The sequence below is a fragment of the Psittacicella hinzii genome (genome assembly GCF_003585885.1).
Classification (GTDB): Bacteria; Pseudomonadota; Gammaproteobacteria; order Enterobacterales; family Psittacicellaceae; genus Psittacicella.
Genome location: NZ_NRHC01000162.1, coordinates 1 through 2,698, shown reverse-complemented (window position 1 = coordinate 2,698; position 2,698 = coordinate 1). Strand labels below are relative to the sequence as shown.

2 protein-coding genes are annotated in these 2,698 nt (G+C 30.8%); both read right to left on the bottom strand.

The features are described from left to right. Nucleotides 1-14: 14 nt before the first annotated feature. Complete coding sequence (locus CKF54_RS08070; RefSeq protein ID WP_119525828.1) at nt 15-1,367, bottom strand: biotin--[acetyl-CoA-carboxylase] ligase; 1,353 nt, start codon at nt 1,365-1,367, stop codon at nt 15-17. A 30-nt stretch (nt 1,368-1,397) separates the two neighbouring features. After that, the gene (gene murB / locus CKF54_RS08065) at nt 1,398-2,435 is read right to left on the bottom strand and encodes a UDP-N-acetylmuramate dehydrogenase (protein ID WP_119525827.1); all 1,038 of its coding nucleotides are present in this window, start codon (nt 2,433-2,435) and stop codon (nt 1,398-1,400) included. Nucleotides 2,436-2,698: the final 263 nt, after the last annotated feature.

Sequence of the window (2,698 nt, the reverse complement as noted above, 5' to 3'; positions counted from 1 at the left end):
CTAGGGAGTTTTTTTTATACTTTACGTATACTTATTCTTGGTACGTTATAAACAGTTTCCTGTCCATCAGATTCTTTAAGAACAAGATGTCCTTGCTGATTTATTTCTTTAAAGGTAGCTGTACGCACACGTTCTCTTTCAATAATAGAAACGTCATCCCCCTCTTTGAAGAAATTATTTTTTGAATAATAAGAGTAGTCATAATAATGACGTTGTTCAGAGTTTTTTCTGATTGTCTTGTACACAGCTTTACTCATTTGTTGTAGATAAGCAGCCATCTCATTTAGAGAAAGGGTTTCAGAAAGAACAGGGCTAATTAGAGTATTAATTGGTTGGTCATAATAATCATTAACCCAATCCGGTTGTGAAAGGAAGTTGATACCAAAGCCTACAATGAAATGATTACCTTTTTGAGAAATTAATATTCCTGCACATTTTTTATTGTCTAGATAGATATCATTTGGCCATTTAATTTCAAGTAGCAATTTATTATGCCAGTTCCATGGTCTCATTCTAAGAAGAAATTGATTAATTTCATAGTGAATGCAGTTAGCCACATGAAGGGAGAAAGTATTGGCTAACTCCGGATTAATATCTTTATTTGAGATTACTGCGGAGCAGGTTAAATCTGCAAAAGGCATTGAAATCCAAGGTTTATAACTACGACCAATTCCACGATACTGATAGAATGAAATAATAATTAAATTAAGACCTTGATCTAAGTCTTCTAAACAAGTTTCTGCGTATAAGTTAGTTGAACTTAAAGCAAAAAATTGGATTAGTAAGGTGTTTTTAGCAACTATATCAACAGTCTGATTTAATTGCTCTAGGTAGGAGATTTCTTTGGCTCCTAAAACTACCTTATTGGTGTAAATTCGATCTTTAACGTAAATAAAAGGGGCTTGTTTTAATAATAAGTTGTTTTCCTGCTCATTGAGGGTTGTGAAATTATGAGCACGATCTTCTGATTTTTCTAATCTTTTGGCAAAATCTTGCTTTTTGTTGAGGATTTGTTTAGTTACTGCAAAGTCTTGTTCAATAACAACACAATATTCCTCGAAATATTTAAGGAACATTTCGTGCTTACAAAAATCTAATAACAAAATTTGCCCATCGATTTCATCAGGAATTTCCGGATCTTCGCTTAGTACAAAGGAAGAGTTTAATTTCTGAATATAATCATTTACCTTTGTTCTTTGGCTTAAAAGTTCTTCTATGGTTTTATTGACTAGATCATTGAAGTTTTTAAACTTAGATTTATTAAAACTATATTTTGCTAAAGTTAAATATAGTTCATTTAGGAGGAATTTCTCTAGATATATATTTAGAATTTTGTTATTTTTGAATCGATTAATTATATTGGCCATATTTTAAGAAAGCTTCAGTGTAACTGAAGCTTAGAGTAAAGTTTTTAGATAAAGGTTTGCATCAACCTCTCCAGAACTAGCAATAAAACGAATTTCAGGAGTTAAGGTGATACCAAATTTTTCAAATACAGTTTTTTGAACTAGAGAAGCTAAGTTAGCTATATCATTCCCTGTAGCTTCATCCATGTTCCCTAAAACTAAAGAGTGTTTGAGTGAAACTTGTGCACGATTAAAGGTAGTCCCTTTTAATCCAGAGTTTTCAATTAACCAAGCTGCACTTAATTTTACCAAATTGTTATCTAATATTATACCAGTAATATCAAACTTTTCTTTTAGATCATTGTATTTTTCAAAAGATACCACAGGATTTAAAAAGAAGCTTCCCCCATTACCAAATTCATTGTAGTCTGGCAATTTGCTTTTACGAGTGCTAACTACAAGGTTTAGTATTTCTTGTGGTGTTACACTAAGAGGATCTAGGCTATTGAGAGGAGCGTATGTTAAAACTGGTTTATATAATCTTGGTATTTTTAGAGTAACAGAAACAACAAAGTAATTATTACGGTATTTAGGTGATTTTAAAATTGAATTGCGGTATGAGAAATCGAGCTGATCATGCGTTAATTCCTCATAAGAGCTATTTTCTAAATTTAGTAAAGTTACTTTGTCTACAAATTGTTCAAACTCAACCCCATAGGCTCCAATATTACCAATGGCTGCGGTTCCTACAGAGCTAGGAATTGAAGCTAGGTTTTCTAAACCATATACTTTAAAACGATGGCAATAAGCTATTAGCTCATCAATTGTAACGCCAGAATTTACTTTTAAAAGATATTCGCTAGAATTACAAGTTAAAGTAATGCCTTTGTACTGATTGATGATAATTTCACCATCAAAATCTTCAACAAAGAGAGTGTTACTACCTTGCCCCAGAATAATTAGGTTTTGCTTATTTTCTTTAGCATATTGGTATGCTTCAAGAAATTGATTTGGCCAGCTTGCTGTTGTTATACGCTTTGCTGTAATAGGAATTCGGAAAGTAGTTAAATTTCGATTGTAATCTGTCATTGTTATTTAGTTCGTAAAAATTACGAAATACATTATAACACTCAAATGAAACTAATTATTATTTAGATTAAAAAATAGTTTTATTTTGAGCAAAATATAGTAAAATAAACCGATGTTTTACGAGTAATTATTTTGCTTTCTCATTTTTATGTTTACAAGCAAAATTGCATAAAATAGCTTGATACAATGTTACACGAATGAGAGTAACAAAGAAAATAATGAAAACAAATAATTTAATCAAACAAATAAAGAGAAAACAAAAT